The sequence below is a fragment of the Frondihabitans cladoniiphilus genome, from assembly GCF_039544345.1.
Lineage (GTDB): Bacteria > Actinomycetota > Actinomycetes > Actinomycetales > Microbacteriaceae > Frondihabitans > Frondihabitans cladoniiphilus.
Genome location: NZ_BAABLM010000001.1, coordinates 510,796 through 534,028 on the forward strand (window position 1 = coordinate 510,796; position 23,233 = coordinate 534,028).

Here is a 23,233-nt window from a genome sequence, read left to right on the forward strand (position 1 = left end):
CTTCGGAGGGGCGGCGGGAGAAGGGGGCGGCGGCAGGAGAGGGGGCGGCAGGCAGAAGCAGCAGGAGCCCGGCTACCAGCGCGGGAGCGCGTCCTCCATGCGCGCCGCAGACGCCGGCGCGACACCCGCCGCCGCCGCGAACCCCCGCCACCCGGCCACGGCCTCCAGCACCTCGTCGACGACGGCGTGGGCCCGCGGCACCCGGTGCCGATCGGCCACCCGCATCACGTCGGCCCGCGTGATGTCGCGGAACGCGCCGTCGACACCCATCAGGTGCTGATAGGTCCACTGCCCCGACGGGTTGTACGCGAACGTCACGTCGTACGCCGGCGCCAACTCCCACCCCGAATCGAGCCCCGGCAGCAGGAAGCTGAAGTTCTTCGTGTGGTCGTCGCAGTTCGCCGCCACCACGTTGAAGACCATGCGGCGGAACGCCTGTTCGCGCGCCGAAGGCCCCAGCCCCAGGGCGGCGAGCGCCTCGAAGTACTGGCTGTAGTCGTGCGTCTGCCGCTGCCGGAAGTCGAGGTGGGTCAGCCCGCAGAGAGTGAGGGCGTGGATCTTGCCGCTCGGAGAGCGGTCGTACCGCTTCGTCATGAAATGGGCCCGCCCGTTCTCCTCCAGCAGCCGGCACTCCGTCATCTCGAGCCCCGCGGCCCGAGCCATCAACGAGTAGGCGTACTCGACGCGCCCGTACTCGCCGCCCGATCCCAGCTCCGAGTCGCGCCCCACCCCGTCGAGCTTCAACAGCCAGAACTCGAACCCCTCGTCGGCCGGCAACTGCCCCGACCGGATCTCGCCCGTCGACGGATTCCACGCGATGACCGCCTTCGCCCGCGCCCCGCCCGCCGACGTGCCCACCTGGATCAGGCTCTGGATCGCCGCCTCCGTCTCACGATCGCCCGCGAACCGCTCGTCGAGCACACTCCGCGCCCCCTCCACGAGATCACTCATCTCGACCGCGCTCGCCACCCGCTGCCGCGGACCCCGCGACGGCCGGAACTCCAACGCCCCCATCGCCCGGTTCGACATGTACGCCAACCGATCGAGCGGAGTCACCTCGCTCTGCCGGATGCCCTGCCGCGCCAGCCACGCATCGATGATCGCGTTGCCGAAGTCGTCGGGCAGCGCATCGGCCAGAAGCGCCGGCAACCGATGGAACGTCGCCTCCGGCAAGGCTGGGAACACGTGCCGCCGCCTCGCGATCGGCAGATGCACCGGCGCGAGCTCGACGCCGCGCGCCACCCAGTCCGGGTAGTACTCGAACACGTAGGCGCCGAGGCGCGGGTCGGGAGCCACAGCGCCCACCCGGGCGCCCCAGGCGGTGACCTCGACGGCGGAGACGGGGGTGTACGGCATGTCAGCTCTCGGCTCGGGGACGGTAGACGCGGCGGCGAGGAGTCGCGGGCGCTCGCCGCAGCACGTCGAGCGGACTGATCGTCGGGCTCGGTGCCAGGGTCTCGAGCCAGTCGACCGCGTTCAGCGCCCGCAGGACCTTGACCAGGGTGCGGAGGGAGGTGCCGCGCCCGTTCTCGAGGTTCTTGAGAGAGCTCAGACCGACATCGGCGAGGGATGCACAACTCACCTGGTCGAGACCGGCATCGAGTCGCAGGGTGCGCACCTGCTCACCGAGCCGCGCCTCCCAGTCGTCGGTGGAGTCTCCGGAACCGGCGGCTCTTTCAGTGCCAAAAGACACGCTTCCAAAAGTCATGATTGCAACTCTACTAGGAAACAATGGCTACAAGAGTTGCAATTCCAACTTTTGGAGTCAAATTAGTTGAGTGGCTCGACCAAACCCTTGTGCACGAGTTGCTCCCAGAGCCCGGCACCGTCGTAGGCGTAGATCCACGGCACGCGAGTGGTGCGCTCGTGCTCCTCGCCGCGAGACCGACCGCCGGCGAAGACCGCCTCGCTCGACGACAGCTGCCGAATGGCGACCGCGGCGACGTTGTCCGGGTGCTTCTGGAGGAACGCGCCGTAGAGCTCCTCGTCGTGCTGCCCGTCGTCGCCGACGAGCAGCCACTTCATCTCCGGGAACTCCCTGGCGAGCCGAGCGAGCGACTCCTCCTTGTGCTGACGCCCGCTTCGGAACCACCGGTCGTGGGTCGGCCCCCAGTCGGTGAGCAGCAGCGGCCCGGGCGGGTAGAAGTTGCGGGTGAGGAAGCGCGAGAGCGTGGGAGCCACGTTCCAGGCCCCGGTCGACAGGTAGATCACCGGGAAGCCCTCGTGGGTCGCCCGGAGTCGCTCGTACAGCACGGCCATGCCGGGCACAGGCCGACGTGCGTGCTCGTCGAGGACGAAGGTGTTCCACGCCGCCAGGAGCGGCCGAGGGAGCGCCGTCACCATGACGGTGTCGTCGATGTCGGAGATGAGGCCGAACTTCACGCGCGGATCGATGACGAAGATCGGAGCCTCGACCTCGAGGGATCCGACCGTGCGGAGCCGCACCGTGTGCCAGCCCGGCTGCAGATCGACCTCGACTCGAGCGTCGACGACCCCGCCTCGATCGGCCTCGACCGGATAGACGACCCCGTCGACGACCACCTCGACCACGACCGCGTCGATGGGCACGCTGGTGAAGCTGCGCCAGCCGCGCACGTGGGTGTGGCCGTCGGAGCGGCGTTCGCCCTCTTTGGTCAGGAGCACGCGGCAGAGGACGCGGATCCAGCCGCCGCCCGCGTCGTGACCGCCGTAGCCGGCGTAGGGGACGATGGTCGGGATGAGGCCGCGCCGACGAGCGTTCTTCTCGCGGAAGGCGTGGATCGTGTCTTCGACCCGCGCCGCGCGATGGAGCATCGGCTCGACACGGGCCTCGACGGACGCCTTGCGGGAACCGAGCATGGGGATCATTGTGGCACGCCCGCCCCGACCCGCCCCGTCGACGAGCTCAACGGGCCTCGGCCAGGAGCTCGGGCCCGTTCAACGAGACCGATCCGACTGCTGCCCCGACCCGGCGGACGAGGGCCCTGGCCGCGTGGGAGTCGGCCTCGCCCGCGACCCCCTGGAGCAGGTCGTCGTCGCCCTCCGTCTCGGGATCCAGCCAGTCGTCCATGATGTCGGCGCCGACGAACACGGGCATGCGTTCGTGCACGGCACCGAGGGGACCGGACGAAGGGCGGGTGAGGATGCTCGTGGAGAGCACCCACCGCGTCGGGTCGTCGGGCGCCGAGGCCGGGTTCCGCCACCACTCGTAGAGCGCAGCGAACAGGAACAGCTCGTCGTCGGGGAGGTGGACGAAGACGGGGGCCTTGACGCCGTCCGCCCCGGTCACCCACTCGTAGTAGCCGTTGGCGGGGACGATCGCCCGGCGCGACACCACGGCGTCGCGGAAGGAGGGTTTCTCGGCAGCGGTCTCGACACGGGCGTTGAACGCCTGCGCGCCGGCCTTGGGGTCGTCCGACCAGGACGGGATGAGGCCCCAGCGGGCCGACGCGAGACGCCGCACCGGAGGCCCGCCGGCGTCGTCGCCCCGGGGCGCCGCGTCGACCAGCAGACTCACCGGCTGCGTAGGGGCGATATTCCAGGAAGGGGATGGGAGACTGTCGCCCGTCACGTCGACGTCGAACAAGGCCACCAGGTCGCTCGAGGCCCGGGACATCACGAATCTTCCGCACATGATTCGATCATGTCAGGAACATCGGACACTGCCGGGCCAGGGGGCCCGCCCTGTCGCATCGCACGCACCGCACGAAGGAGATCCATTGCTCGTCACCGAGACCAACGAACCATTCTCGGGGGGAACAGCACTACCAGGGGGATCATCCCTGCTTCGGAACGAACCCGTCCAGGCGCGCAGCTCCGCGCGGCTCACGGGCTTGCTCGATGCAGCAGCCGTCATCATCGACGACATCGGCTACGAGCGTCTGACGACCGCCATGGTCGCGGAGAAGGCCGGGGCCTCCATCGGCACCGTCTACCGCTACTTCCCCGACCGCATCGCCGTGGTCGAGGCCCTCGCGATCCGATGCGTGCAGCGGCTCGTCGAGCGGGTCGCCGCGACCGTCGAGTCCGACGGGGTCACCGACTGGCGCGGGGCCGTCGACGTCCTGATCGACTCGAAGGTCGAGATGTACCGCAACGAGCCGGGGTTCCGCGCCGTCACCTTCGGCGACTTCGACACCGCCGAGCGGGCCGGCGGCGACGGCCGGCTCCCGCTGGCCGCCCAGATCGCCGACTTCCTCGTCGAGCGCTTCGAGATCGGCCGGACGACCGAGTTCGAGTTCGCCGTCGAGATCGTCACCGAGATCGGCAGTGCTCTGATCTCGCGAGCGTTCCTGACGGTGCCGGAGGGCGACACGCGCTACATCGAGCAGTGCCGCGTGATCGCGAAGCGCCACCTCGAATCCGTGACGGGCCCGTCGGCCTGAGCCGGGCATCCCACGGTCCCGGGGCTTCGTGTCGTCGCATGACGAAACGGTGCCCGTCGGGGTAACACCCGGTCATGAATTGTGGTTCGCTAGACGCTCTTGGCAAGTGTCGATTCGCGTTGCCCGCGAGGAATGAGCCACCTACATGATCGAGTTCAGCTCGGTGACCAAGCAGTACCCCGACGGAACCCGTGCCGTCGAAGACTTCAGCCTCATGATCCCGTCCCGCAAGACGACGGTCTTCGTCGGCTCGAGCGGGTGCGGCAAGACCACGATCCTCCGCATGATCAACCGCATGGTCGACCCGACGTCGGGAACGATCACGATCGACGGCGACGAGATCGGCGGTCTCGAACCCGTCAAGCTCCGTCGCAGCATCGGCTACGTGATGCAGAACTCCGGTCTGCTGCCGCACCGCAAGGTCGTCGACAACATCGCGACCGTGCCGATGCTCAAAGGCGTCAAGAAGAAGGATGCCCGGGCCGAAGCTCTGCGTCTGATGGACACCGTCGGCCTCGATCGGGCATTCGCCGACCGGTACCCGAGCCAGCTCTCGGGGGGCCAGCAGCAGCGCGTGGGTGTCGCCCGCGGCCTCGCCGTCGACCCGAACATCCTGCTCATGGACGAGCCGTTCGGTGCCGTCGACCCGCTGGTGCGCTCCGATCTGCAGGAGGAGCTGATCCGCCTGCAGCGCGACCTCGACAAGACCGTCGTGTTCGTCACGCACGACATCGACGAGGCCTTCTACCTGGGTCACCAGGTCGTGATCCTGAAGAAGGGCGGCCACATCGCCCAGGTCGGAACGCCGTCCGAGATCCTGTCGAACCCGGCCGACGACTTCGTCGCGAACTTCATCGGCGCGAACCGCGGCAAGCGGGCCCTGCACATCGAGGAGACGGCGACCGGCTCGATCGTCGTGGACGACGACGGGCGTCCCGCCGGAACCCTGACCGGCTCGATCCGCACGGTGGCGTCCCGCGGGGGAGCCGACGGAGAAGGCCGGTGAACTGGGTCCTCGAGAACAGCGGTCAGCTGCTCTCCGAGCTCCTCTCGCACCTGGAGCTGAGCATCCCGCCGATCGTCCTCAGTTTCGTGCTGAGCATCCCGATCGGGTGGGTCGCGAACCGGTACCGCTGGTCTCGCGCCGTCCTGCTGACCGTGGCGGGCCTGCTGTACGCGATCCCCTCGTTGCCGCTGCTGATCGCCCTGCCGCTCATCATCGGCACCTCGCTGTCGAGCCCCGTGAACGTGATCGTCGCCCTCACCCTGTACGGCATGGCCCTGATGGTGCGGTCGACGGCCGACGCCCTCGACGCGGTGGACCCCGACGTGCGGCAGTCGGCCACGGCGGTCGGGTTCTCCGGCTGGACCCGCTTCTGGCAGGTCGAGTTCCCGCTCGCCGGCCCCGTGCTGCTCGCCGGACTCCGGGTCGTCGTCGTGAGCACGGTCAGCCTCGTGACCGTGGGCGGTGTGCTCGGCATCCCCGGCCTCGGCCTCGCCTTCACCGACGGCCTCCAGCGCTCGATCATCTCCGAGATCGTGTCGGGCATCGTGCTCGTCGTGGTCCTCGCCCTCGTGCTCGACGGACTCCTCGTGCTGCTGGGGCGGGCGCTCATGCCCTGGACCCGGGCCACCCGCGAGCCGAGCAGCCGCGCTCTCCGCAAGGTGGTGCTCGCCTCGTGAACTACTTCTCGCAGACGGTCGCGTTCCTCTTCGACGGGGCCAACTGGGCCTCCACGTCGATCAACCCGATCCCGGTCCGCATCGGCGAACAGCTCTGGTACACGCTGCTGTCGCTGGTGATCACGGCGATCATCGCGATCCCGCTGGGGTTCTACATCGGACACACCGGTCGGGGCCGCACCATCGCCGTGTCGGTGTCGGGAGGCGCACGGGCGCTGCCGACCCTGGGCGTCCTGACGCTGCTGGCCCTGCTGATCGGCATCGGCATCGGCGCTCCGATCATCTCGTTCGTCGTGCTGGCGATCCCGTCGGTGCTGGCGGGTGCCTACTCGGGCTTCGAGTCGGTCGACCGCCGAACCATCGACGCCGCGCGAGCCGTGGGCATGACCGAGTGGCAGATCGTCACGAAGGTCGAGATCCCCCTCGGGCTGCCGCTGCTGATCGGCGGCCTGCGCTCGGCCACGCTGCAGATCGTCGCGACCGCCACCCTCGCGGCCTACATCGGTGCGGGAGGCCTCGGAACCTACATCTTCCTCGGCCTCGGCAACAACGACTTCTCCCAGGCGCTGGCGGGGTCCGTCCTCGTCATCGTCCTGGCCATCGTGCTGGAGATCGTCTTCTCGATCGTTCAGCGTCTCGTCGTCCCCGCCGGTGTCCGCGCCGGGCGTTCGACGAGCACCCGCGCGGGAGCGACCCGTTCGCGCGCGGTAGTGGGATCCCCCCTCCAGGAAGGTAACAAGTGATGTTCACAGCGAAGAAAGGCCGGCTCGCCGTCATGGGCGTGGTCGCGATCGGGGCCATGGTGGCCCTGGCAGGGTGCTCGTCCAGCGACCCGCTCAAGTCGGGATCGACGGGTACGGCGAGTGCCGGCACCATCGCGATCGGCTCGCAGGCGTACTACTCGAACACGATCGTCGCCGAGGCCTACGCCCAGGCGCTCGAGAACGGCGGCTTCAAGGTCGACCGCAAGTTCAACATCGGCCAGCGCAGCGTCTACCTCCCCGAGCTCGCCTCGGGCGAGATCGACCTGATCCCCGACTACTCCGGCAACCTGTTGCAGTTCTACGACGCCAACACGACGGCGACCTCCGAGGCCGACATCGAGAAGGCTCTGCCCTCGGTCCTCCCGAAGGGTCTCCGCGTCCTCGCGTCGTCCGCCGCGACCGACCAGGACACCTATACGGTCACCAAGGCGTTCTCCGACAAGTACAAGGTGACGAGCCTGTCCGACCTGTCGAAGGTCACCGACCCGCTGACGGTGGGCGCCAACGCCGAGTTCCAGACCCGCCCCTACGGCATCCCCGGTCTCAAGAGCGACTACGGCGTGACGGCCAGCCTCAAGGCGATCGCCGACTCGGGCGGACCGCTCACGGTCGCCGCGCTGAAGGACGGAACCGTGCAGCTCGCGGACATCTACTCGGCCGACCCGTCGATTAAGGCGAACGACTTCGTGTCCCTCAAAGACCCGAAGAACATGATCCTGCCGCAGAACATCATCCCCGTCGCCGACAGCAAGGTGAACTCGAAGGCCGCCGGCATCATCGAGAAGGTGAACGCCGCGCTCACGCAGTCGAAGCTCATCGCGGCGAACGCGGAGAGCGTCAACGACAAGAAGTCCGCGGCGGTCATCGCCAAAGCCTTCCTGAAGGATGCAGGGATCGTCAAGTAAAACGACACCTGTTTTAGAGGCTGCTCCTGAGAGGGTGGTCGCCCGGATAGAGGCTCCGGGCGACCACCCTTTTTGCACGTCTGTGCACGGAACGGGGTCCCACTTCTCTCGACGCCGAGCTATCACCGGGTTGATCAGCGTTTTCGCAGGTTCCACGGCCCGTTCGGGTCGGATCGCGAACGTACGCTTTTGACTGTCCCGAGAGTCTCGATGGAGCGACCCCCACCACCTCTGTCCGTAGAAGAGGCACCTTGCACCCCCTCCTTGCCGATGAGATCCTTTCGCCTCTCATCCTGTCGCGGTGGCAGTTCGGTCTGACGACCATCTACCACTTCCTGTTCGTTCCGCTGACGATCGGTATGGGCTTCACCGTCGCCGTCTTCCAGACCGCGTGGTACCGCACCGGCCGTGCGCACTACCTCCAACTGGCGAAGTTCTTCGGGAAGATCTTCCTGATCAACTTCGCGATGGGCGTGGTCACCGGCATCGTCCAGGAGTTCCAGTTCGGCATGAACTGGTCCAACTACTCCCGCTTCGTCGGCGACGTCTTCGGTGCCCCGCTGGCCCTCGAGGGTCTGCTGGCGTTCTTCCTCGAAGCCACCTTCCTCGGCGTCTGGATCTTCGGGTGGGATCGCGTGCCCAAGGGTCTGCACCTGACGTCCATCTGGGGCGCCACGGTGGGCAGCATCCTCTCGGCCTACTTCATCATCGCGGCGAACTCCTTCATGCAGCACCCCGTCGGCTACACGATCGACAAGGCCAAGGGCCGGGCCGAGCTGACGAGCATCTGGGAGGTGCTGACCAACAAGGTCGCCCTCGCCGCGTTCCCGCACACGCTCTTCGCGTGCTTCATGGTCTCGGCCGCCGTCATCGTCGCCGTCGCCTGCTGGCACATCTCGCGCGGTCAGAACCTCGACACGATGCGTCCCGCCCTCCGCTTCGGCCTCTGGATGATGATCGCTTCCGGCGCTCTGACCGTCCTCACGGGTGACCAGCTGGGCCTCGCCATGGTCGAGACCAACCCCATGAAGATGGCCTCGGCCGAGGCGCTTTATCACACGAGCACCGGCTTCAACGCGTCGTTTTCGATCTTCACCCTGGGCACGCCGAACGGCTCCAACGAGCTGTTCAGCATCCGGGTGCCGTATCTGCTCTCGTTCCTCTCGACCCACACGTTCGACGGAACGGTCGAGGGCATCGACAACCTCCAGGCGCAGTACAAGGCCGCCTACGGCCCGGGCAACTACTCGCCGATCATCTGGATCACGTACTGGTCCTTCCGCTGGATGATGGGCCTCGGAATCGTCGCCATCCTCATCTCGTTCGTAGGCCTGTTCGTCACCCGCAAGGGCCGCATGCCGAAGAACAAGTGGATCTGGCGTGCCGCCGTCTGGAGCTTCCCGCTGCCCCTGGCCTCGATGGTCATCGGCTGGATCTTCACCGAGATGGGCCGCCAGCCCTGGTTGGTGTTCGGCCTCCTGAAGACGAGTGACGGGGTGTCGCCCAACACGACCGGCGTCGAGGTCCTGATCTCGCTGATCGCCTTCACGGCGATCTACGCCACCCTCGCGGTGGTCGAGTTCCGCCTCATCCTCAAGGCCGCTCACGCGGGTCCGGAGGCGCCGACCAAGATCGACGTCGTCACGGGCAAGATGCTCCACGAAGCGACGGTGTACTGATGTTCCTCCCCGATCTCTGGTTCTGCCTCATCGGCCTGTTCTTCACCGGCTACTTCGTGCTCGACGGCTTCGACTTCGGCGTCGGCATGTCCCTTCCGTTCCTCTCGAAGGACGACACCGACCGCCGGGTCCTGATCAACACCATCGGCCCGGTCTGGGACCTCAACGAGACCTGGGTGATCGTCGCGGGAGCCTGCCTCTTCGCTTCGTTCCCCGAGTGGTACGCCACGATCTTCAGCGGGTTCTACCTGATCATGTTGATGATCCTGTTGGCCCTCATCCTCCGCGGCGTCTCGTTCGAGTACCGTCACCAGCGCCCCGACCACAAGTGGAAGCGCAACTTCGACCGGATGATCTTCATCGGGAGCGTCGTCCCGGCCTTCCTCTGGGGCGTCGTGTTCGCCAACATCGTCCACGGCCTGGCTCTCGACAAGGGCTTCAACTACACCGGCTCGCTGGGCGACCTGTTCAACTGGTACGCCATCCTCGGCGGTCTCGCGACCCTCCTGCTCTTCTTCGTGCACGGCGTGATCTTCGTCTCGCTCAAGACCGACGGCGAGATCCGGGTCCGGGCCCGCAAGCTGGCTACTCGGGCGGGCGTGGTGGCCGCCGTGGTGGGTCTGGTCTTCCTGATCGTCACGAGCATTCAGCACGGCACGATGGTCTCGATCATCCTGTCCGCGGCCGCGGTGGTCGCCTTGATCATCGCGTTCGTGCAGAACCTCCGGGGCCGCGAGGGATGGGCGTTCGGCTTCATGGCCGCGACGATCGCCCTGGTGATCGTCAGCCTGTTCGCCACACTGTTCCCGAACGTGCTGGTCGCGACGAACGACCCGGCCCACACGATGACCATCGCCAACGCGTCGAGCTCGCACTACACGCTCGAGGTCATGAGCTGGATCGCCCTGATCTTCGTGCCGCTGATCCTCGCCTACCAGGGGTTCACGTACTGGATCTTCCGCAAACGCGTGACGCGCTCGCTCGTCACCGCCGCCTCGCACTGAGCCCGGCACCCTCCGCGAGCGTCCGACACCGACCACCGAGAGCCGTCATCGCATGAAACCCCTCGACCCGCGCCTTCTGCGCTACGCCTCCGCTGTGCGGAGCTTCCTCGCCCTGGGCGCGGGTCTCGGAGTCGTGCAGACGGCTCTCACCGTCGCATTCGCCTTCTTCGTGTCGCGGTCGGTCGTCGTGATCGTCGACCATCGCGCGTCGGAGCTCGCCGGCTACCTCGTCGGCCTCGCGATCACGGTCGTGCTCCGCTCGCTGGTCGGCTGGGCTCTCGAGGCCGTCGCGGCTCGCACCGCGGCCCGGGTCAAGAGCCAGCTGCGGAGGCGTGTGGTCGAGACCGTCGTCGCCCGCGGCCACGCCTGGCTCGCCACCCGCAACTCCGGCCGGCTCGCCACGCTCGTGGGTCCGGGTCTCGACGCCCTCGACGACTACTTCGCGAAGTACCTGCCGCAGCTGATCCTCACCGCGCTGGCGACACCGCTGCTCGTGATCGTGATGTTCTCGCAAGACCTGCTGTCGGGCATCATCGTGCTCTGCACCCTCCCGGTCATCCCGGTCTTCATGATCCTGATCGGCTGGACCACGCGCTCAGCCCAGGCCCGCCAGTGGGATCGCCTGGCGAGCCTCGCCTCCTCCTTCCTCGATGCCGTGAACGGCCTCTCGACCCTCAAGGCCTTCGGTCGGGAGCGCCGGCAGGTCCGACGGATCGGCACCATCACCGACGAGTACCGCACCGAGACCATGAAGGTGCTCCAGGTCTCGTTCCTCTCCGGTTTCGCGCTCGAGATGGCCGCGTCGCTGTCCGTCGCCATCGTCGCCGTCACGATCGGCGTGCGTCTCGTGGCCGGCAGTCTCGGGCTCGAGGTGGGGCTGTTCCTGCTGCTGCTGGCTCCGGAGGTGTACCTGCCGCTCCGCCAGGTGGGAGCGCACTTCCACGCCGCGGCAGACGGGGTCGGGGCAGCCGACGACGTCTTCGAGGTGCTCGACGAGGGTGCCGGGGAGGGCGGGGACGAGGATGCCCGAGCCCTCCTTCGAGGTCGTTCCGTGCATCCCGCGCCCTCTGCCTCGGCCCTTCGACCGGGCGAGCCGGACGTGCTCGAACTCCGAGGAGTCACCGTCGCCTTCGGCGACACCATCAGTCTGGCCCCCGTCGACCTGGACATCGCCACCGGGCGGGTGACCGCGATCACCGGCCCCAGCGGCATCGGCAAGTCGACGCTGCTCGGCGCACTGCTGGGCACGGTGCCGGCCGAGGGCACGATGCGCTGGCGGTCGACCGGGGAGCGACCCGTCCACTCCGAGACGGCGTGGTCGGGGCAGAACCCGGGGCTCCTCTCGGGATCCGTCGCCTCGAACGTCGCGCTGGGCGACGACGTCGACGTCGAGGCCGTGATCGAAGCCCTCGGCACGGCGGGCGGTCGCGAGATCGACCCCGGAACCGTCCTCGGCGCGGCCGGCGACGGACTCTCGGGCGGGCAGGCCCAGCGGGTCGCCCTGGCCCGGGCGCTGTACCGCCTCCGGCGACACCCCGTTCGGCTGCTCCTGATCGACGAGCCCAGCTCCGCCCTCGACCTCGCGACAGAGAAGGTGCTCGTCGCCGGGCTCCGACGGGTGGCCGAGACGGGCGTCGCCGTGGTCGTCGTGACCCACCGGCCCGCTGTCGCCGAGGCGGCGGATCGGGTGATCGACCTCGGGGGTCGCGCCCTGAGCGCCTCCGGCAGCCGCAGCGTTTCCGAGACCCACGAGGTGCACGCATGACCGACTCGCTCCTCCGCACCGCCCAGCCCCCGATCGCCCGATCGTGGCGGGGGATGGCGACCGGTGCCCTCAGCGCCCTCTCCGGCGTGGCCCTGCTCGCGTTCTCGGCCTACCTCATCACCTATGCCGGTGCGCAGCCGCCCATCCTGTTCCTCTCCGTCGCGATCGTGGCCGTCCGGGCCTTGGCCCTGTCGCGCGCGTTCTTCCGCTACCTGGAGCGCCTCACCAGCCACGACGCCGCGTTCCGGCAGCTCGCGGTGGTCCGCACGAAGCTCTACGAGCGTCTCGTCCGGATCGCACCCGCGGGCCTCGCCCGGACCTCGCGCGGCGACCTGCTGACCCGCGTGGTCAGCGACGTCGACGACCTGCAGGACCTCCCACTGAGGGTCGTGCAGCCGCTCGCCATCTCCGCGCTGACGTCGATCGTCGCCGTCGTGGGAGTGCTCGTGATCTCGCCGATCGCCGGCCTCGTGCTGCTCGTCGCGCTCGTGGTGGCCTTCGCCGTCACGATCCTGCTGGCCAACGGGCTCGCCTCGCGCTCGGAGAAGAGCCTCGCCGAGCGGCGGGGCGACCTGGGTGCCGCGGTCCTCGACACGATCCAGAACCTCGACGTGCTCGTCGCCTTCGACGCGGTGGACGCCCAGCTCGCCCGCGTCCGGCAGCTCGACGACGATCTGCGGCGCGCGTCGCTCCGCACCGCCTCCACCTCGGGCCTCGTGGCAGCGATCATCACGTTCGTGAGCGGCTTCACCGTGCTGGCCGTCGCCTGGTTCACGGCGCCGACGCTCGGGCACGCGCATCCCCTCGGCTTCGCGCTCAGCGGCCCGTACCTCGCGCTGGTGATCCTGGTGCCGCTGGCGGTGTTCGAGGTCGTCGGGAACGTGCCCGTCGCCGTGTTGGCGTGGCGTCGCGTCAAGGCGAGCGGCGAGCGGGTGGATTCGGCGGCGCCGGCCGTGGTGCCGGCGGAGGTCGTGGTGGACGAGGTGTCTTCGGCGGGGTCGCCCGAGGCCGCCGTCTCGCCGGTGGCGCTGCCCGGCGTCGGCGGCGTGGCACTTCGGCTCGACGACGTCGGGGCCTCGTGGCCGGGAGCCGTGCATCCCGCCCTCGGGCCGGTGTCTCTGACACTGCGGGTCGGCGAACGCGTCGTGCTCGAAGGGCCGAGCGGTGCGGGCAAGTCGACTCTGGCCTCGGTGCTCGTGCGGTTCCTGGAGCACACCGGGTCGTACACGCTCGGCGGGCTCGACACCCGGTCGCTCGACGGGGCGGACGTCCGGGCGACCGTGGGTCTGATCGAGCAGACGCCGTATCTCTTCGACGAGGATGTTCGCCAGAACCTGCTCTTCGCCCGCGACACCGCCACCGACGACGAGCTCACCGCAGTCCTCGAACGGGTCGGCCTGGGGGAGTGGCTCGCTGCCCGGGGTGGACTGCGCGTTCCCCTCGGCGAGCGCGGCGCCCTGGTCTCGGGCGGGCAGGCCCAGCGGATCTCGCTGGCCCGGGCTCTCCTGCGAGGCTTCCCGGTGCTCGTGCTCGACGAGCCGGCCGCCGGAGTCGACTCGGAGGTGGCCGACGCGCTGCTGACCGATCTGCTGCGGACCGCCGCCGAGGCCGGCACGACCGTGCTGCTGATCTCCCACGTGCCGGTGCCGGAGGAGTTCGTGACGCGGCGGCTCGTACTGGACGACGGGCGGGTCGTGGCGGACAGTGCGGTTGCCTTGTCGGCCTGAGGTCGGCGCGTGTCCGCCGGGCATGTCGCCCCGTTTCACGTAAGTCGCCCTGGCATGCCGGGGCGACTCACGTGAAACGGGGCGACTCGTGCCGAAGCGGGGTTTCGCCCGGGCTACTTCTTGCCGTTGCCGTTGCCGTTGCCGTTGCCGTTGCCGTTTCCCTTTCCGGCACCCGGCAGCGGTGGGGTCGTCGGTACGACAGGGGTGGTCGGTACGACAGGCGTGGTCGTCGGCGTCGGGGGCGCGGTGGCGCTCGGCAGGGGAGTCTCGGAGGGGGAGGGGGTGGTGACGGTCGGCGTGCTCGTGGGTGTGGACCGTGACGGGGTCGACGACTCTGCGGGCTCGGGGGAGGACGAACTCGTCGACGGATCCGGCGTGACTGCGGGACCGTTCGAGCGGAACGTTCCGGCGATGGCCAGGATCGCGGCCAGGAGGAGCACGACGACCACGATGCCGATGACGATGAACAGGCCCTTCCGTTGACGCCGAGGAGGGTCGGCGCGTTCCTCCGCGGTGACCGCGGTCGAGGGGAGCAGGCGCGTGGCGGCGTTCTCGTCGGCGGACGGCGTGAGAAGGACGGTCGGAGCATCCTCCGCAGAGGCGACGGAGCTCTGCGGCGCGGGCAGCGGCGTCGTGAGCTGTGCCGTGCCCGGCGCGGTCGACGTGGCACCGAGGGCCTCGGCGCGGACGAGCAACTGCTCGGCGGTGGGCCGGGCCTCGGGGTCGCGGGCGGTCATCGCCGTGAGAAGGGACTTCCACTCGTAGCCGAGGGTGCCGGGGACGACCGGGTCGCGATTCATGCGGGCACTCAACGACTCGATGAGCGTGCCGGAGAACTCGCGCTGTCCGGTGATCGCCTCGAGCAGCACCAGCCCGAGCGAGTAGATGTCCGTCGGCGGACCCACGCGGTGGCCGAGAGCCTGCTCCGGCGACAGATAGGCGGCTGTCCCGACCACTGTTCCCGTGGCGGTGATGCGAGTGGAATCCACCAGGGACGCGATCCCGAAGTCGGCCAGTTTGGCGGAGAATTCGCGGTCCGGCAGCGGGTTGGGGGCGAGCAGGATGTTGCCGGGCTTGATGTCCCGGTGGATGACGCCGGCCGCGTGCACGACGTGCAGAGCCTCAGCGAGGTCGAGCAGCATCCGGTTCATGTCGGTGAGAGCCACGGGGCCCGTCCGGATGCGCGCGTCGAGAGTGGGGCCGTCGACCAGTTCCATCGCGAGGAAGCTGCGCTCCTCGGTGCCGAGAACGGCGACGTCGGCGTCGTAGAGAGTCACGAGCGAGTGGTGTCCGAGGGATGCGAGGAGCGCGACCTCGTTCTTCTCCCGCCTGAGCAGAGCCGGATCGCTCGACTGCCCGCCGAGGATCTTGATCGCCACGGGACGGCCGAGCACCTGATCCCGTGCGCGGTACACGGTCGACATGCCGCCGGTGCCGATGACCTCGCCCAGAACGTATCGGCCGGCGAAGAGACGCGCGGCATCCGCGGGTGAATCCTGTTCCACGTCGCCTCCAAGGTGCCTCCGACCCTATCGGTTCTGCGAGGGGCGGGTTTCGGGCGCTCCAGCGAATGGAATTCGTCGCGTCGTCCGCCGGACCCGCCTTTTGGGGTGACGACGAGGGCGGTTCGGGTGTGGAACCCTGTCTTCAGGGCCTTCCACGTCGTCCGGAACAGGACGCATCGCCGATCGCCGATTTCGAAGCCGTTCGGCCGTGCGTCTCACCACCGCGGGCCGCGCGGCGCGAGAGGATCAGGAGATGTCCATGACCAGCACCTACGCGACCGACGCGACGGTCGCGACCGGCTCGACGGTCGCACCCGGCGGGGCCGCCACAATCCGCCCGGCCGACGAGCCGCTGCCGTTCGAACGCGTCGAGTACAGCAGCGAAAGCGTCGACGATTCCCGCGACTTCCTCGAGAACATCTACAGCGGTCGGCAGTTCCGTGCTCGGGAGACGAGTGAACCGTTCGCGTTCCGCTTCGCCGGTGCCGGTGACGCCCGCCTGAGTCTCGAGACCGGGTCGTTCCTCGGCCATCTGCAGGGAGTCATCCCCTGGTCGAAGGACTATGTGATGTCGTGGTTCCGGATGGGTTCCGTCACGATCGACTACCCCGTGGGGCAGCTGACCAGCGTCGAGTCCCGCCCTTTCTTGACGCCGACCGAGACGTCGTTCGCGTTCGCAATGACCCCGCACCGGCACGGCATCGTCCACATCGAGGCGACGTTCCTCGAGGACGTCGCCACCGAACGGCACGCCGGCCCGTCGCAACGGATCGTCTTCGACTACTCGGCCATCCCCACGCCTCAGGATCTGGCCGCCTGGCGCGAGACACTCGGGGCGGTCACACCTCTCGTCGTGGGGGAGTCGACGCCTGCCCTGGCCCGCCACGCGGCGCAGGTCTCGCTCGTGCGATCGCTGCTCGACCTCTTCCCCTGGCGAGCCGTCGACGTGCCGGACGCCCTCCGCACCGAACGCACGCGCAAGCTGCGGCAGGCGGCCGAATACGTGCACGCGAACGCCGACCAGCCGATCACCACGGCCGACATCGCCGCCGCCGCCGGGCTCCACACCCGAACGCTGCAGCTGCTCATGAGCGAGCACCTCGGATCCAGCCCGACCGCGTACCTGCGGAACGTGCGGCTCGACCGCGTGCGACAGGATCTCCTGTCGTCGGACCCGGGGTCCGTTCTCGTCGCCGACGTCGCCCGCCGGTGGGGCTTCGGGCACCTCGGCCGGTTCGCCGCGGCCTACACGGAGCGCTTCGACGAGTATCCCCGCGTCACGCTGTCCCGCTGACGCTGTCCCGCTGACGCTGGCCCACTGACGCACGAACGCGGGCGGGACCTCGTGGTCACGCCCGCGCTTGACGGTGTCGCTCTGTTCGGAGAACAGTCGATCTACTTGAAGACGTCCTTGACGTCTTCGCCGACCTTCTTCGCCGAAGCGGCGGTCTGGTCCTTCTGGCCTTCGGCCTTGAGGTCGTCGTCGCCCTTGTGGTCGCCGATGACCTCTTTGGCCTTGCCAGCGATGTCCTGTGCGGCGTTCTTGATCTTGTCGTCGAGTCCCATGACATGCTCCTTTTCGAGAGTGGGTGGAGGCCTGTTGGCTTCCGGGTAGAACCTACCGATGCGGCGTCGTCAGCCTCCGGGCGATTTGCCAGGATCGCGAGGGTTGCGGGGCTTCGCGGAGGTCGGCCCGGGCATCCCCCTCGACGCCTTTCAGTTCGATCTCGAACGCCGCGCCCGTCGACGTCGCGACACACCGCACCTCGCCGCCATGGGCGCGGGCGATGCCTCGAGCGATCGGGAGACCGAGACCGGCGCCCCCGGTGTCTCGATCGCGGCTCGGGTCCAGCCGCACGAGGCGGTCGAAGATCCGCTCGCGGTCGGCTTCGGGAACACCGGGGCCGTCGTCGGTGACGAGCACGGCGACGGCGTCGCCCGGACGGCGCTCGAGAGCGAGCGTGATGCGCCCCGTTCCGCGAGTCGCCCGGATGGCGTTGTCGACGAGGTTTCCGAGCACCTGCGCGAGGCGGTCGGCGTCCGCCTCGATCCACACCTCGGCGTCGGGAACCTCGGCCCGGAGATCGAGAGCGGGCCGACGGAGCCGTTGGCGATCGGCCTCGCCCGTCACGACCGTCCGGAGGTCGACGCGCGTGAGGGCGAGTTCGATTCCTCGGTCGACCCGGGCCATCATCAGCATGTCGTCGATGAGCCGCGACGCCCGCCCCGCCTCCCGGGCGACGTGGAAGGCGAGGCGTTCGCGTTCGGCCGGATCGACGGGAGCCCGCACGAGCGTGTCCGCGGCGGCCCGCATGCCGGCCACGGGCGTCCGCATCTCGTGAGCGGCGTCGGAGACGAAGGACCGCACCCGCGCCTCGGCCTCCACGGCCTTGCGCTCCGCACCCTCGATCGCATCGAGCATCTCGTCGAAGGCAGCCGCGACCCGACCGATCTCCGTGCGCGGTCTGGCCGGGGTCAAGCGGCGCCCTCGGTCGCCGGCGGCGATGGACCGGGCGACGGCCGACATCCGGTCGAGGGGTCGGAGCGATACCCGCATGACCACGACGAGGCCCACTGCGGCGATGATCAGAAAGCCGGTGGATGCCCCGAGCATCACCCACCGCAGCTGGGCGAGCGTCTGGCCGACCGACGACGCGTCTGCCGTGAGCGTGATCGTCGATCCGTCGTCGAGCCGGGAGACGAGGGTGACGATCTGATCGTCCGTGGTGATGGTGGAGGAGGTGATCGAGACGGTGCCCGTCGAGGCGTCCGTGGCGGGTGTCGAGGTGTCCGCACCTGCCGTCGGCGTGTTCGACACCCCGGCCGACGACCCGTCCTGTTTCGGCCCGGGCAGGGGCGCGCCCGCCTTGGGCCCGGCGCGCAGTTGGGCCGGGGACGGCCCCGCCACCACGGAGTCGCCGTTCTTGTCGCGGATGACGACGGAGAGGCCCTGGAACGAGAGACGCTCCGCGAGGTCGTCCGAGCTGACCGTGCCCACGAGGGCGGTCGCGGCCGAAGCGCGGTCTCGAAGTCGATCCTCGATCTGCGTGCGGAGCCGGGATCCCAGGGTCGCCTCGACGGCGACGGCGAGGGCCCCCAGCAGAACGACGAGGAGAAGGAGGACCGCGATGACGGCGCGAAGCCGGAGGGAGCCGGTGCGAAGCCCGACGGGGCCGGCGAGCGAGCGGGTGCGGGCCCTCATCGCGCCGCCTCGGCGACGGCCACCCGGTAGCCGAGCCCTCGGATGGTGTGGATGAGGCGGGGGCCTTGGACCTCCATCTTGCGGCGCAGCGAGCTCAGGTGCACCTCGACGAGGTTGGGGTCGTAGTCGTCGTAGCCCCAGACCTGCGTGAGGATCTGGCCTTTGGACAGCGTCCGGCCGCGGCTCGAGGCCAGGAATTCCAGGAGCCGGAACTCGGTCGCCGTCAGATCGAGGGTGGCCCCGCCTCGGCGTGCGATCCCGGCGTTCTGGTCGACGAGGAGGTCTCCGACCTCGATGATCGACGGCACCCGCCCGCGTCGGCGCAGAACGGCGGTGCTCCGGGCGATCAGCTCGGCCATGGCGAACGGCTTGACGAGGTAGTCGTCGATGCCCTCGGAGAAGCCCCGCAGCCGGTCGTCGACTTCGTCGCGAGCCGTGAGCATGAGGACGGCGGCGTCGGAGACCGTTCGCACGGTCTGTGCAAGCTGGATGCCGCTCGGCCCCGGCAGCATCCAATCGAGGATGACGAGGTCGGGGAGGAAGTCGGCCAGGTGCGACGTCAGCGCGAAGCCGTCCGAAGCCGTCCGGCAGGAGAAGCCCTCCGCCGTGAGGGAGGTGGCCACGGACGTGCGGATCGTCTCGTCGTCGTCGACGAGCAGGATGCGAGCGGGGTTGGGCATGGAGGGAACCCTACGTCCGCCCGGCGGCTCTGCCCCTATGAAAAGGCTGCCCAGAAGCTGGGCTTAAGCAATGCTTCAGATTCGACTTCGACGGTGGAGGAAGGGCCCGAACGGGGCCGTCCAGAGAAGGAGTCACCATGACGAAGAACAACGACGAGCGCGACCGCGAGCGCTCCGAGGACGAACGACCCACCGAGGAATTCCCTCGACCCACCTCGGGATTCGAGCGGCCGACCGCGGGAACCCCGGGCGGTAACGACGACCAGGCCGCGACTCGAGAACTTCCGACAGCGGGGGCGGATCCTGCAGCGGCCTTCTGGGCCGCGGGGTCGCCGACGCCGACGCTCGAGGATCGCGCTCAGCGTCGCAGGCCGAGAACACGTGTCGTCCTCGGCGTAGCGGCACTCGTCGTGTGCCTCGGCGGCGCCGGAGTCGGTGCGGCGTCGGCGCTCACCGGGGGACCGGGAGGCGGTACGTACCAGAACAGCGCCTCGTCGTCGGGCGGCAGCGGCGTGGCGGCCGGCAGCACCAGCACGGCGACACCGAAGGCCGGCACGGCCACGGGCGCGCCCACGGCTCCGGCATCGGGAGCGCCGACGCCCGGGGCCGCTCCCAAAGCAGGCACGACACCGAAGGCGGGGGATGCACCCAAGGCCCAGGGAGCGGCGGGGGCCGACGCCGCCGGGCCGGCCTGCGCGCCTGCGGCCGGGGCCGCACCGGCAGGACCGAAGGCGGGTGCCGCCGCCGAGGCGACCGCGCCGAAACCGGGTGCCACCCCGCCGGCACCGCCGACCGGGAAGGACGCGCCGACGGCACCCGTGGCCGGAAAGGGGCCGGCGACGACCGACGGCGGCGCTCGGCCCGCCCTGCCGACGACGACCCCGACGCCGAGCTCCTAGGCGGAGGTCGGGGTGCGCGGCCTCGGCGTCATGCCCGGGGTGCGGCTGTGCTGTCGCGCACGACGAGGCGGGTGGGAACGATCGTCGAGGCCGCGCCCTTGGATCCCGCGATCTCGGCCATCAGGATCTCGATCGAGAGGCGTCCGACGTCGTCGAACGACTGATGGACGGTCGTGAGCGGGGGCCAGAACGAGTCGGATTCGGGCATGTCGTCGAAGCCGACCACACTCAGGTCCTCCGGAACGCGGCGGCCGAACTCGTGGCAGGCGCGGAGGATCCCCAGGGCGGTCTGGTCGTTCGCGGCGAAGACGGCGGTGATCTCCGGCCGGTTCACGATCTCGAGGCCGATGCGATAGCCGGAGGACGTCGTCCAATCGCCTTCGAAGACCGGCGGCACCGGGCGGCCGGCCGCCTCGAGGGTGGCGCGCCACGACTCCTGTCGACGACGGGCGGAGAACGAGCTGTCGGGGCCCGCTGCGTGCCAGACGGTCTCGTGACCCAGATCGAGCAGATGCTGCGTCGCCAAGCGGGCGCCCTGGGCCTGATCGGTGTCCACGACGGGACGTTCGGAGGCGCGACTGGAGTCGAGGACGACGATGGGCACGTCGGTCGGCAGGTCGATCTCGGTCTCGTCGAGATTCGCCTCGATGACGATGACGATGCCGTCGACGGCCTGTTCGGACAATCGTGTGAAGGCGGTGCTCACCCCGCCGCGGGTCCGTTGGTGGACGGGCAGGAGCGTCACGGTGTGGTCGAGCGCCGAGGCGGCCTCGGCGATGGCGTCAAGGGTCCGCATGTTGCCGTACGACGACAGGGTGAACATGATGACGCCGATGGTCCGGAAGCGCCCCGAGCGAAGGGCCCGTGCGGCGCGATTCGGACGGTAGCCGAGAGAGGTCATCGCCTCGCGGACCCGGTCGCGAGTCGCGGGTTGGACGTTGTCGAGATCGCGGACGACTCGCGAGACCGTCTGCATCGAGACGCCGGCGGCGCGGGCGACGTCGGAGGCCGAGACCGTCCGACGGGCGGCGACCGGTGATTCTTCGGACATTTTCCTCCCGATATGGCGATGGCGACGTTGCCATGCTACTGTCCACTCCGAGATGTTGACGTAAACATCGGTCGAGACAAGGATGTTTCATGAGTTCCAGAGCACTGCCCGGCGTGAAGGCCGATCCCACCGTCGGTCTCTCCGGCCGCCGGCGCCGGAAGAGCCGAGGCGGAATGACCGGCTGGCTCTTCGTCGGCCCGTTCATGGTCGTCCTGATCGCCATGCTCATCGTTCCCATCGGATACGCGCTCTACCTGAGCCTGTTCCGCGATCAGCTCATCGGCGGCAACCACTTCGTCGGACTCGCGAACTACGCGCAGCTGCTCCAGGACAGCAAGTTCTGGAGCGGATTCCTGCGCGTGCTGGTGTTCCTGGTCATCCAGGTGCCCGTCATGCTGGTGCTCGCTCTCATCGCGGCCCTCGCCCTCGACAGCGCCAGGGTCCACGCTGCCGGGTTCTTCCGGATCGCGATCTTCCTGCCGTACGCGGTGCCGGGAGTCGTGGCGGCGCTCATCTGGGGCTTCATCTACGGACCGCAGTTCGGACTCACCGGTTCGTTCAACAGTGCGATCGGAATCGACCTCCTCCAGCCCTTCACCCCGTCGTGGATCCTGACCTCGATCGGGAACATCGTGACGTGGGAGTTCCTCGGCTACAACATGATCATCTTCTTCGCCGCACTCCGTGTGGTGCCGACGGATCTCTACGAGGCGGCTGCGCTGGACGGCGCCAGTTCGTTGCGAACCATTCTGTCCATCAAGATCCCGGCGCTCCGCGGCTCCATCGTCATCGCCACGATCTTCTCGATCATCGGCAGCTTCCAGCTCTTCAACGAGCCGAACCTCCTGAAGTCGCTCGCTCCCAACGTGATCGGCACCTTCTTCACCCCGAACATGTACGCCTACAACCTCTCGTTCGCCGGCCAGCAGTTCAACTACTCCGCCACCGTGGCGATCGTCATGGGCGTGATCACCGCCGTGATCGCCTACGTCGTCCAGGTGCGCGGCACTCGATCGGAGAACCGATGACCACCGTCACCCGCCCCGTCGCCCCGGTCGGAGACCCGGCCGTCGGTCGCCCCAAGCGTCGACGCACCCCGAAAGACGGCGGTTCCGGGCTCCGCGAGAAGAAGTCCCTGCCGATGACCGCGATCATGATCGTCTTCCTCGTCTACTCGTTCGCGCCGCTCTTCTACCTGATCGTGAACTCGACCAAGTCGCAGGACGATCTGCTCTCGACGTTCGGACTCTGGTTCGGCAGCGGCTTCGACCTCTTCGCCAACGTGCGCGACGTGTTCACCTACAACGGCGGAATCTTCCTGCAGTGGCTGGGCAACACGCTGCTCTACGTGGTCGTCGGCGCCGGGGGAGCGACGTTCCTCGCCACCATCGCGGGCTACGGCCTGGCCAAGTTCCGCTTCATCGGTCGCCGCCTCGTGTTCGCCGTGGTGCTCGGCTCCATCGCCATCCCGGGCACCGCCCTCGCCGTGCCGACGTTCCTGCTGTTCTCGAAGCTCGGGTTGACGAACACCCCCTGGGCGATCATCCTGCCCTCGCTCGTCAGCCCCTTCGGGCTCTACCTCGTCTGGACCTACGCGGTCGACGCGATCCCGAGCGAACTCCTGGAGGCCGCCCGGATGGACGGCGCCTCCGAGATCCGGATCTTCTTCACGATCGCGGTCAAGCTGCTCACCCCCGGCATCGTGACCGTCCTGCTCTTCTCCGTCGTGGCGGTCTGGAACAACTACTTCCTGCCCCTGATCATGCTCAGCGATCCCCGCTGGTATCCGCTCACGGTCGGCCTCAACCAGTGGAGTCAGCAAGCCTCCGGCGTGGCCGCCCATCCGATCTACAACCTCGTCGTGACCGGTTCGCTGCTCACGATCATCCCCATCGTCGTCGTCTTCCTCCTCCTGCAGCGGTATTGGCAGTCGGGACTCGGCGCCGGAGGCGTCAAGGAGTGACCACTCCCGCCTCCTGATCCACCAGGGCGTCCTGCCCACATC

Annotated in this window: 22 protein-coding genes; 13 read left to right on the forward strand and 9 right to left on the reverse strand. The window is 68.8% G+C overall.

The window, feature by feature from the left end; genetic code table 11:
• Positions 1-72: 72 nt before the first annotated feature.
• From ABEA39_RS02360 to ABEA39_RS02375, 4 genes are all read right to left on the reverse strand, one after another.
• Positions 73-1,356: a type II toxin-antitoxin system HipA family toxin gene (locus ABEA39_RS02360; RefSeq protein WP_345372796.1), complete on the reverse strand. Its 1,284-nt coding sequence runs from the start codon at positions 1,354-1,356 to the stop codon at positions 73-75.
• 1 nt (position 1,357) lies between these two features.
• On the reverse strand, positions 1,358-1,708 hold the full coding sequence (locus ABEA39_RS02365; RefSeq protein ID WP_345372798.1) for a helix-turn-helix domain-containing protein: 351 nt from the start codon (positions 1,706-1,708) through the stop codon (positions 1,358-1,360).
• Positions 1,709-1,770: 62 nt separating this feature from the next.
• Positions 1,771-2,838: an App1 family protein gene (locus tag ABEA39_RS02370; RefSeq protein WP_345372800.1), complete on the reverse strand. Its 1,068-nt coding sequence runs from the start codon at positions 2,836-2,838 to the stop codon at positions 1,771-1,773.
• Positions 2,839-2,884: 46 nt separating this feature from the next.
• Entirely contained in the window at positions 2,885-3,613 is a 729-nt protein-coding gene (locus tag ABEA39_RS02375; RefSeq protein WP_345372802.1) for an SOS response-associated peptidase, read from the reverse strand.
• Positions 3,614-3,812: 199 nt separating this feature from the next.
• Here ABEA39_RS02375 and ABEA39_RS02380 point away from each other — a divergent pair, with 199 nt between their 5' ends.
• The 9 genes from ABEA39_RS02380 to cydC all read left to right on the forward strand — a co-directional run bounded on the left by ABEA39_RS02380 (position 3,813) and on the right by cydC (position 13,891).
• Positions 3,813-4,364 (forward strand): TetR/AcrR family transcriptional regulator, encoded by a 552-nt coding sequence (locus ABEA39_RS02380; protein ID WP_345372804.1) that lies wholly within the window; start codon positions 3,813-3,815, stop codon positions 4,362-4,364.
• A 145-nt stretch (positions 4,365-4,509) separates the two neighbouring features.
• A complete protein-coding gene (locus ABEA39_RS02385) occupies positions 4,510-5,370 on the forward strand; it encodes an ABC transporter ATP-binding protein (RefSeq protein WP_345372806.1) in 861 nt (286 codons plus the stop codon).
• A complete protein-coding gene (locus ABEA39_RS02390; protein ID WP_345372808.1) occupies positions 5,367-6,047 on the forward strand; it encodes an ABC transporter permease in 681 nt (226 codons plus the stop codon). The genes ABEA39_RS02385 and ABEA39_RS02390 overlap by 4 nt, the downstream gene beginning before the upstream one ends.
• Positions 6,044-6,790: an ABC transporter permease gene (locus ABEA39_RS02395; RefSeq protein WP_345372810.1), complete on the forward strand. Its 747-nt coding sequence runs from the start codon at positions 6,044-6,046 to the stop codon at positions 6,788-6,790. The genes ABEA39_RS02390 and ABEA39_RS02395 overlap by 4 nt, the downstream gene beginning before the upstream one ends.
• The gene (locus ABEA39_RS02400; protein ID WP_345372812.1) at positions 6,790-7,716 is read left to right on the forward strand and encodes an ABC transporter substrate-binding protein; all 927 of its coding nucleotides are present in this window, start codon (positions 6,790-6,792) and stop codon (positions 7,714-7,716) included. The genes ABEA39_RS02395 and ABEA39_RS02400 overlap by 1 nt, the downstream gene beginning before the upstream one ends.
• Positions 7,717-7,967: 251 nt before the next feature.
• Positions 7,968-9,395 (forward strand): cytochrome ubiquinol oxidase subunit I, encoded by a 1,428-nt coding sequence (locus ABEA39_RS02405; protein WP_345372814.1) that lies wholly within the window; start codon positions 7,968-7,970, stop codon positions 9,393-9,395.
• Positions 9,395-10,399 (forward strand): cytochrome d ubiquinol oxidase subunit II, encoded by a 1,005-nt coding sequence (cydB, locus tag ABEA39_RS02410; RefSeq protein ID WP_345372816.1) that lies wholly within the window; start codon positions 9,395-9,397, stop codon positions 10,397-10,399. The genes ABEA39_RS02405 and cydB overlap by 1 nt, the downstream gene beginning before the upstream one ends.
• A gap of 52 nt (positions 10,400-10,451) precedes the next feature.
• Positions 10,452-12,164 carry a thiol reductant ABC exporter subunit CydD gene (gene cydD, locus ABEA39_RS02415; RefSeq protein WP_345372818.1) on the forward strand — a complete coding sequence of 571 codons (1,713 nt, stop codon included), beginning with the start codon at positions 10,452-10,454 and terminating at the stop codon, positions 12,162-12,164.
• Positions 12,161-13,891 (forward strand): thiol reductant ABC exporter subunit CydC, encoded by a 1,731-nt coding sequence (gene cydC / locus ABEA39_RS02420; RefSeq protein ID WP_345372820.1) that lies wholly within the window; start codon positions 12,161-12,163, stop codon positions 13,889-13,891. The genes cydD and cydC overlap by 4 nt, the downstream gene beginning before the upstream one ends.
• A 113-nt stretch (positions 13,892-14,004) precedes the next feature.
• Here cydC and ABEA39_RS02425 read toward each other — a convergent pair whose 3' ends face one another.
• Positions 14,005-15,396, reverse strand: a complete 1,392-nt coding sequence (locus ABEA39_RS02425) for a serine/threonine-protein kinase (protein WP_345372822.1) — start codon at positions 15,394-15,396, stop codon at positions 14,005-14,007.
• Between the two features lie 259 nt (positions 15,397-15,655).
• Here ABEA39_RS02425 and ABEA39_RS02430 point away from each other — a divergent pair, with 259 nt between their 5' ends.
• Positions 15,656-16,690, forward strand: a complete 1,035-nt coding sequence (locus tag ABEA39_RS02430; protein WP_345372824.1) for a helix-turn-helix domain-containing protein — start codon at positions 15,656-15,658, stop codon at positions 16,688-16,690.
• Positions 16,691-16,791: 101 nt separating this feature from the next.
• Here ABEA39_RS02430 and ABEA39_RS02435 read toward each other — a convergent pair whose 3' ends face one another.
• The 3 genes from ABEA39_RS02435 to ABEA39_RS02445 are packed head-to-tail and all read right to left on the reverse strand — an operon-like array spanning position 16,792 to position 19,278.
• On the reverse strand, positions 16,792-16,962 hold the full coding sequence (locus ABEA39_RS02435) for a CsbD family protein (protein ID WP_345372825.1): 171 nt from the start codon (positions 16,960-16,962) through the stop codon (positions 16,792-16,794).
• 52 nt (positions 16,963-17,014) lie between these two features.
• Positions 17,015-18,598 carry a sensor histidine kinase gene (locus ABEA39_RS02440; RefSeq protein ID WP_345372827.1) on the reverse strand — a complete coding sequence of 528 codons (1,584 nt, stop codon included), beginning with the start codon at positions 18,596-18,598 and terminating at the stop codon, positions 17,015-17,017.
• Positions 18,595-19,278 (reverse strand): response regulator transcription factor, encoded by a 684-nt coding sequence (locus tag ABEA39_RS02445; RefSeq protein WP_345372830.1) that lies wholly within the window; start codon positions 19,276-19,278, stop codon positions 18,595-18,597. The genes ABEA39_RS02440 and ABEA39_RS02445 overlap by 4 nt, the downstream gene beginning before the upstream one ends.
• A 137-nt stretch (positions 19,279-19,415) precedes the next feature.
• Here ABEA39_RS02445 and ABEA39_RS02450 point away from each other — a divergent pair, with 137 nt between their 5' ends.
• Positions 19,416-20,177 (forward strand): hypothetical protein, encoded by a 762-nt coding sequence (locus tag ABEA39_RS02450; protein ID WP_345372831.1) that lies wholly within the window; start codon positions 19,416-19,418, stop codon positions 20,175-20,177.
• Between the two features lie 28 nt (positions 20,178-20,205).
• Here the strand turns inward: ABEA39_RS02450 and ABEA39_RS02455 are convergent, their stop codons facing one another.
• Positions 20,206-21,228: a LacI family DNA-binding transcriptional regulator gene (locus ABEA39_RS02455; protein ID WP_345372834.1), complete on the reverse strand. Its 1,023-nt coding sequence runs from the start codon at positions 21,226-21,228 to the stop codon at positions 20,206-20,208.
• Between the two features lie 89 nt (positions 21,229-21,317).
• On the opposite strand from ABEA39_RS02455, the gene ABEA39_RS02460 reads away from it, so the two are divergent.
• Together ABEA39_RS02460 and ABEA39_RS02465 are read left to right on the forward strand one after the other, a co-directional pair.
• Positions 21,318-22,256: a carbohydrate ABC transporter permease gene (locus tag ABEA39_RS02460; RefSeq protein ID WP_425556892.1), complete on the forward strand. Its 939-nt coding sequence runs from the start codon at positions 21,318-21,320 to the stop codon at positions 22,254-22,256.
• Positions 22,253-23,191 (forward strand): carbohydrate ABC transporter permease, encoded by a 939-nt coding sequence (locus ABEA39_RS02465; protein ID WP_425556893.1) that lies wholly within the window; start codon positions 22,253-22,255, stop codon positions 23,189-23,191. The genes ABEA39_RS02460 and ABEA39_RS02465 overlap by 4 nt, the downstream gene beginning before the upstream one ends.
• The last annotated feature ends 42 nt before the right edge of the window (positions 23,192-23,233 follow it).

Bases quoted from the DNA above. Each gene is read 5' to 3' on its own strand.
- ABEA39_RS02360 (WP_345372796.1), bottom strand. From the start codon at position 1,356: ATGCCGTACACCCCCGTCTCCGCCGTCGAGGTCACCGCCTGGGGCGCC.
- ABEA39_RS02365 (WP_345372798.1), bottom strand. From the start codon at position 1,708: ATGACTTTTGGAAGCGTGTCTTTTGGCACTGAAAGAGCCGCCGGTTCC.
- ABEA39_RS02370 (WP_345372800.1), bottom strand. From the start codon at position 2,838: ATGCTCGGTTCCCGCAAGGCGTCCGTCGAGGCCCGTGTCGAGCCGATG.
- ABEA39_RS02375 (WP_345372802.1), bottom strand. From the start codon at position 3,613: ATGTGCGGAAGATTCGTGATGTCCCGGGCCTCGAGCGACCTGGTGGCC.
- ABEA39_RS02385 (WP_345372806.1), top strand. From the start codon at position 4,510: ATGATCGAGTTCAGCTCGGTGACCAAGCAGTACCCCGACGGAACCCGT.
- ABEA39_RS02400 (WP_345372812.1), top strand. From the start codon at position 6,790: ATGTTCACAGCGAAGAAAGGCCGGCTCGCCGTCATGGGCGTGGTCGCG.
- cydB (WP_345372816.1), top strand. From the start codon at position 9,395: ATGTTCCTCCCCGATCTCTGGTTCTGCCTCATCGGCCTGTTCTTCACC.
- cydD (WP_345372818.1), top strand. From the start codon at position 10,452: ATGAAACCCCTCGACCCGCGCCTTCTGCGCTACGCCTCCGCTGTGCGG.
- cydC (WP_345372820.1), top strand. From the start codon at position 12,161: ATGACCGACTCGCTCCTCCGCACCGCCCAGCCCCCGATCGCCCGATCG.
- ABEA39_RS02430 (WP_345372824.1), top strand. From the start codon at position 15,656: ATGACCAGCACCTACGCGACCGACGCGACGGTCGCGACCGGCTCGACG.
- ABEA39_RS02435 (WP_345372825.1), bottom strand. From the start codon at position 16,962: ATGGGACTCGACGACAAGATCAAGAACGCCGCACAGGACATCGCTGGC.
- ABEA39_RS02440 (WP_345372827.1), bottom strand. From the start codon at position 18,598: ATGAGGGCCCGCACCCGCTCGCTCGCCGGCCCCGTCGGGCTTCGCACC.
- ABEA39_RS02445 (WP_345372830.1), bottom strand. From the start codon at position 19,278: ATGCCCAACCCCGCTCGCATCCTGCTCGTCGACGACGACGAGACGATC.
- ABEA39_RS02450 (WP_345372831.1), top strand. From the start codon at position 19,416: ATGACGAAGAACAACGACGAGCGCGACCGCGAGCGCTCCGAGGACGAA.
- ABEA39_RS02455 (WP_345372834.1), bottom strand. From the start codon at position 21,228: ATGTCCGAAGAATCACCGGTCGCCGCCCGTCGGACGGTCTCGGCCTCC.
- ABEA39_RS02460 (WP_425556892.1), top strand. From the start codon at position 21,318: ATGAGTTCCAGAGCACTGCCCGGCGTGAAGGCCGATCCCACCGTCGGT.
- ABEA39_RS02465 (WP_425556893.1), top strand. From the start codon at position 22,253: ATGACCACCGTCACCCGCCCCGTCGCCCCGGTCGGAGACCCGGCCGTC.